General features: G+C 43.1%; 4 protein-coding genes and 1 pseudogene. 3 read left to right on the forward strand and 2 right to left on the reverse strand.

Annotated elements, in window-relative coordinates; all coding sequences use genetic code 11:
• Nucleotides 1-384 precede the first annotated feature (384 nt).
• The 3 genes and pseudogenes from VE944_RS31945 (at nucleotide 385) to VE944_RS31955 (ending at nucleotide 3,248) form a co-directional block, all read left to right on the forward strand.
• Nucleotides 385-1,257 carry an S-methyl-5'-thioadenosine phosphorylase gene (locus VE944_RS31945; RefSeq protein WP_324987188.1) on the forward strand — a complete coding sequence of 291 codons (873 nt, stop codon included), beginning with the start codon at nucleotides 385-387 and terminating at the stop codon, nucleotides 1,255-1,257.
• 199 nt (nucleotides 1,258-1,456) lie between these two features.
• Nucleotides 1,457-2,260: pseudogene (locus VE944_RS31950) on the forward strand (Rpn family recombination-promoting nuclease/putative transposase).
• A gap of 319 nt (nucleotides 2,261-2,579) precedes the next feature.
• Complete coding sequence (locus tag VE944_RS31955; RefSeq protein ID WP_324987191.1) at nucleotides 2,580-3,248, forward strand: hypothetical protein; 669 nt, start codon at nucleotides 2,580-2,582, stop codon at nucleotides 3,246-3,248.
• A 76-nt stretch (nucleotides 3,249-3,324) separates the two neighbouring features.
• On the opposite strand, the gene VE944_RS31960 is transcribed toward VE944_RS31955, so the two are convergent.
• Nucleotides 3,325-3,840 (reverse strand): DUF2085 domain-containing protein, encoded by a 516-nt coding sequence (locus VE944_RS31960; RefSeq protein ID WP_324987194.1) that lies wholly within the window; start codon nucleotides 3,838-3,840, stop codon nucleotides 3,325-3,327.
• Between the two features lie 42 nt (nucleotides 3,841-3,882).
• Nucleotides 3,883-5,994 carry a bifunctional arginine dihydrolase/ornithine cyclodeaminase gene (gene argZ, locus VE944_RS31965; RefSeq protein ID WP_324987200.1) on the reverse strand — a complete coding sequence of 704 codons (2,112 nt, stop codon included), beginning with the start codon at nucleotides 5,992-5,994 and terminating at the stop codon, nucleotides 3,883-3,885.
• Nucleotides 5,995-6,000 lie beyond the last annotated feature (6 nt).

Below are 6,000 nucleotides of genomic sequence, written 5' to 3' on the forward strand. Positions count from 1 at the left end.
AAAACAAGCCTTTTTCCAAAAGTATAACGCTTGCTTTGTTTCGCTGCTCAGGAGTGCATCTACTTAATATTTGTATACATTGAGCATAGATTAAACGCTATGCTGACAATTAGTTTTAAGGCTGAATATAACCATTAATCTGCAAAAATTATCAGCGATTTGATTGCTAAACTTTGAAAGTTATACGCTCAGTGATTCAGATTATCTACTCGATATTTCTAAAACGCGCTTCAACCAAATTTCTGTTTGTTGAGCAGCAGATAGCTTTTTTGTAGCATCTGATCAGATTGTATGTTAATTAAAAAGCCAGGAAGTAAACTAACTCTGCTACTCACCTTTTCGGTAAAATAACTTAGCAGATCAGCAAGGAACAGGTTCAGGATCATGGCTCAAGCTAGTATTGGGATTATTGGTGGCAGTGGTCTGTATAAAATGGACGCGCTCAAAGATATAGAAGAGGTGCATGTCCAAACCCCCTTTGGTTCCCCATCAGATGCTTTGATTCTGGGGACTTTAGATGGTACACGGGTAGCTTTTTTAGCGCGTCATGGTCGCAATCACACGCTGTTACCCTCTGAGTTACCGTTTCGCGCTAATATCTATGCGATGAAGCAATTGGGCGTGGAGTATTTAATTTCAGCTAGTGCTGTGGGTTCCTTGAAGGAAGAGGCGAAACCACTTGATATGGTGGTGCCAGATCAGTTTATTGACAGAACGAAAAATCGAATTTCAACGTTTTTCGGTGAGGGAATTGTTGCTCACATTGCTTTTGGCGATCCCATTTGTAAGAACTTGGCTAGTGTGTTGGCAGATGCGATCGCATCTCTCAATTTACCAGATGTTACTCTCCATCGCGGCGGTACTTATGTGTGCATGGAAGGGCCAGCTTTTTCCACCAAGGCGGAATCGAATCTTTACCGCAGTTGGGGTGCAACAATCATTGGAATGACGAATTTACCAGAGGCGAAGTTGGCAAGGGAAGCCGAAATTGCATACTCAACTTTAGCTCTGGTGACAGATTATGATTGTTGGCATCCAGATCACGATAGTGTGACGGTAGAATTGGTGATTGGCAATTTGCTGCGGAATGCTGCGAATGCTCAAAAAGTGATTCAAGAAACTGTGCGGCGGTTAAGTGAAAATCCACCGCCGAGTGAGGCGCATTCGGCGTTGCAGTATGCGATTTTGACTCAGTTAGATAAAGCACCAGCGACAACGAAGGAAAAGTTAGGGTTATTGTTGCAGAAGTATTTGTAATATAAGAATTCAGAATCCAGAATTTATAAGACTTGGAATTTCATAATTTGAAGAAAATTAAGCAGCCTTACCACCCTTAATTTTCCAGCCATTCTGACTCCTAATTTCTGTACAGACGCGATTAATCGCGTCTCCTGAATTCTTACAAAATAACTAATGACTAATGACAGACAAGACCTCGCTGATATAATACCCATCTATGTTTGATAACGTCTGTCGTTTTTTAGCAGAGTCATTTTCAGCCGATTTTGCCACCTGGTTACTTGGCGAATCTATTACACTTACCCAACTCAGTCCATCAGAATTATCCCTCGAACCGATTCGAGCAGATGCGTTAATTCTGTTACAGTCAGATGAAATTGTTCTGCATATCGAATTTCAAACCGAAGCAAAAGCCGAAATTCCCTTTCGGATGACTGATTATCGATTAAGGGTGTATCGCAGATTTCCCCACAAACGGATGCATCAAGTCCTCATTTACCTGCAACCCACCACATCTGAATTAGTCCAACAAACAGCTTTTGTTTTATAAAATACCCGTCATCAATTTGGAGTCATTCGTCTTTGGGAACAACCAAGCGAGATTTTTTTAAATACTCCTGGTTTGTTACCGTTTGCCACCCTCAGTCAAACTGAGGATAAAACACGAACATTACAACAGGTTGCTGAAGCTATTGAGCAAATAAACGATACCCGAACACAAAGTAATATTGCTGCGTCAACGGCAGTACTAGCTGGGCTAGTATTAAACAAGGAACTGATTAAAAGGTTATTACGGAGTGATGCTATGCGCGAGTCTGTAATTTATCAGGATATCCAGCAGGAAAAAGCTTTATCGATTATTATTCGACAACTTCGCCGTAAAGTCGGAACTGTTCCACCTGCACAGCTATTGAAAATTCAAGCTTTAGACTCAACACATTTGGATGATTTAGCAGAGGCTTTGCTTGATTTTTCGAGTTTAACTGATTTAGAAGATTGGTTAGCGCAAAATGAAAGTTAGTACAGCAGAATCGGGGAATTTTCCGAGTCAGAATAGTTTCTTAAATTAGAGCAAAAGCGATCACTACTACGGGCGTAGCTGTGGCACTATTATCTGAAATCATATAGGCGATCGCTCATTATTAAAATCTTTTTGTGTCTCCCCGTCTTTACCTTGCTAAGGAACTCTTTGGCATCGCATTTTCTGAGGTAGTACGATATTTGTTAAAATTCTGTAAAATCAGCATAAATTTTCAGTTAAATTACTGTGATAACTTTTAATTAATATGTTAGTTACTGTACTATTCTGATGCCATACTACGGTTAAAAAGGTAAGTTATATGACATTTGCACAAAAGTTACCAGTGTCTATACTTGGTGCAGCTTTAATTGCCTTGGGCACAGGGCAAATAGCGCAAGCAGTACTATTAGTTGAATCAGAGTCAGCCGTGGTAAATCTTGATGCCAAAGAAGTTTTATTTACTATAGATTTTAATAGAGTGCCAGACTTTTTCACAGTTGATCAAGCCGGGAGACAAGCAGACTCTTTCCAATACTATGTTGAAGCAGATGGGGAATTCCCTATATTCAGAGGCTCTCCATTCTTTAGTGAACTTGAGTCAATTATTCGCGGAGAAGAAATTAATGTTGCAGGTGACATTCGGATACGTGATGTCTTCTCAGTTGGGCCATTGGAACCAAATTCAGGAGGTTGGGGTAAGATTCGGGGTTCAGTACCATACAGCCTTGATGGCACTGTGCTGAAATTTTCAGCACCTCTGCAATTTATTGGTGATTCAGACGGTTTGTTTAGCTACCAATTGCTTTTAACTGAGTTTGGCGGATCTTCCGATAGTGTAGAGAATAAGTCTACTATTGCCAGTGTTGCCGAACCTAATTTTGCATTGGGTGCATTAACTTTTGGAGCCTTAAGTGTAGGTTTACGACGGAAACGTAAACATAAATTAGCTCCTAGTCCTGTCAATCAATACGATTCAGTTAAGGCTTAATTCCCTAACCCATTAAAAAAGAGGGAACTATACCAATAATGTTCAGTAGAGACGTTGCAATGCAACGTCTCTACAATTAACGCAAACTAGTTTTAGCACCATGCCACCCATGCAAAATCGGCATAGTAAACAATCCCCACGCCAAACCCGTAATTAAGCCAAAAGGCGTAACCAGATAGTTATTAAAACTCCATAAACCGAAAATCTGTGCTGCCAATTCTAAAGGATAAGCCATCATCAGCACACTAGCTAAAGCCACACCACTCCAGCCATACTGATTCAACCAGTAAAAACCTTTACCACTAGTTACCCCATACAGTAAACGAGTAATCAGCAAACCCGTGACAGTGCCGTAGCAGCGCATACACACAGCCATAATAAATGGTGGTGCCAAATCTAACCCCATATCTGGTTGCGGACACACATGATTACCCATGAAATAAATGATGTCCGCAATCTCAGGAAGCAAAGACACTCCAGACGCAGCCAAAAAGGGAGCGATAGGCGGGCCAAAAACCATCCCTACCAACAAGAAATCAGCAATCAAACTAACCCAATTAACCTGCAATTCACTGAAAGCTACTCTTGTCATCTCCCTTTCTCTGCGCCTTCTGCGCCTTTGCGGTTTATTTTCCTAACCTACCTTATTAACATAAGGACTTGTCAACTTATCCAACTGCTGAATCAACAGACTCAAGAATAATCCCACATCTGTCACTACACCCACCGATTCTACAGAACCGCGATCGCTTAACTTAGTCACCACAGCTGGATTAATATCCACACACACCATTTTCACCCCTGCTGGAGTCATATTTCCCACGCCAATGGAGTGCAGCATCGATGACAGCATCAAAATCATCTCCGCACCTTCTAGGTGTTTAGCATATTCCTCCTGTGCTTGGATCAAATCCATTACGGTATCAGGCAAAGGCCCGTCATCCCGAATCGAACCCGCAAGCACAAAAGGCACATTATTGTGGACACACTCATACATTACGCCACTTTTAATTGCCCCCGCCTCTACAGCTTTGGGAATGCTGCCATAACGGCGGATACTATTAATTACCTTCAGGTGATGGCGGTGTCCACCATGCACAGCGATACCCCGCTTCATGTCTACACCCAAGGAAGTGCCCATGATATTTTGCTCGATGTCGTGAACTGCGATCGCATTACCAGCCAGCAACGCTTGCACGTAGCCTTCCCGAACCAGTTGCGCCAAGTGTTCACCGCCACCAGTGTGAATCACTACCGGGCCAGCCGTGACAACTACTTTACCACCAGCATCGCGGATTTTCCGCAATTCCCAAGCTACTTGCTCAACAACCAATTCTACGCGCCGTTCGCTAGAAACCCCCGCCGACATAAAGCTAAATTCTTGGGTGCTGCGTTGTTCGCGTGATTCAGTTTTGCGGATGGTGCGGATACCTAGCACGTCTACAATTACCTGTTCGCCAACTTTTAAATCTCGGAGTATTTTACACCGAGCTACTAGGCCATTGGCAGTTTGAGTAATTGCGATCGCGCCATCCATCCGTTGATTTTCTACCTTTACCCACTGGCCATTAATTCTGACTTCGGTGGGATAAATTGTACTAACGTAAAAATCATCAGGTGCAACGCCGTCTTGAATTACCGGCTCAAGTTTTGCGTCTCGCTCATCATGCGGTAAATTTACTGCACCCAAATCAATCAACCGGGAAATGATTTCTTCCATCACCTCATGGGATGGTGCTGATACCTTTACCTCGGCGGCTGAGGTACTTTGGCGCTGTTCTCCCAAGTTAAAATTCAGGACTTGGAAGCTTCCCCCAGCGTCTATAATTAAATCCAAAGCGCGGTTAATTAAGCCTGCGTCGAGCAAATGTCCTTCCATACGAATGACACGGCTTTCTACCGAGACATTGGCATGAAGTTCATCTCTAACTGGTTCTGTTACCCGCAAAGTTAAGCATTTAGCCGCACCGCCAGCTTTGAGAAATTCGGTAAGCGGTGTTTCCAACACTTGGAAACCTACATCTGCTAGGCGGGTTTTTAAACCCTCACTCGCCTTGTTCATAATGACGATGCTATCCACATTCACCGCATTACAAGCGAAGTTGACTGCATCAGCCTCTTCAAGTGCAATTCGCTTTTCGGGTGCGACTCGCATTTCGATTAAGCGGTTGGAATAAGAATCAAAAGCGCCTGGATAATATAGCAAATAGCCATTTGCTAGGGGACAAAAGCAGGTATCCAAGTGATAGAAACGTTCGTCTATGAGTCGGAGGGATAGCACCTCAATATCCAGCCATTTAGCTAAATAAGGGTGAGAATCTAATTCCGAGCGGAAACCGTATCCCGCCCATAACCAGCGTCCTTCTCGATCTAGCAGTGCGTCCCCTGCTCCCTCGAAGGGCAAATCTTTAGGAAGTTCATTGACTGTATAACCATTTGCCTCAAACCATTGTTTGAAGAAAGGCTCCTCTCCCTGACGTTCTTTGTGTAAAAAGCGACTGAGGACAACATTATCCCCTAGTACTAAGCCAGCGTTGGCAGTAAAAACCAAATCTGGCCAACCTTTTTCAGGTGGTACTAAGTCTACAATGGCGTGTTCTTTAAGGATCTGGTGTAGTCCCTGCCACTGTTCCACGGCGCGATCGCGCGATGACTTGTGAATATTTCCTTCCATCCAAGGATTAATCACATAGTCCACATCGTAGTGGTCAGGAGGGCACATCAAAAAGCGAATACGGGAAGTCATAAAAAT

The sequence above is a fragment of the Nostoc sp. genome, from assembly GCF_035638895.1.
Classification (GTDB): Bacteria; Cyanobacteriota; Cyanobacteriia; order Cyanobacteriales; family Nostocaceae; genus Nostoc.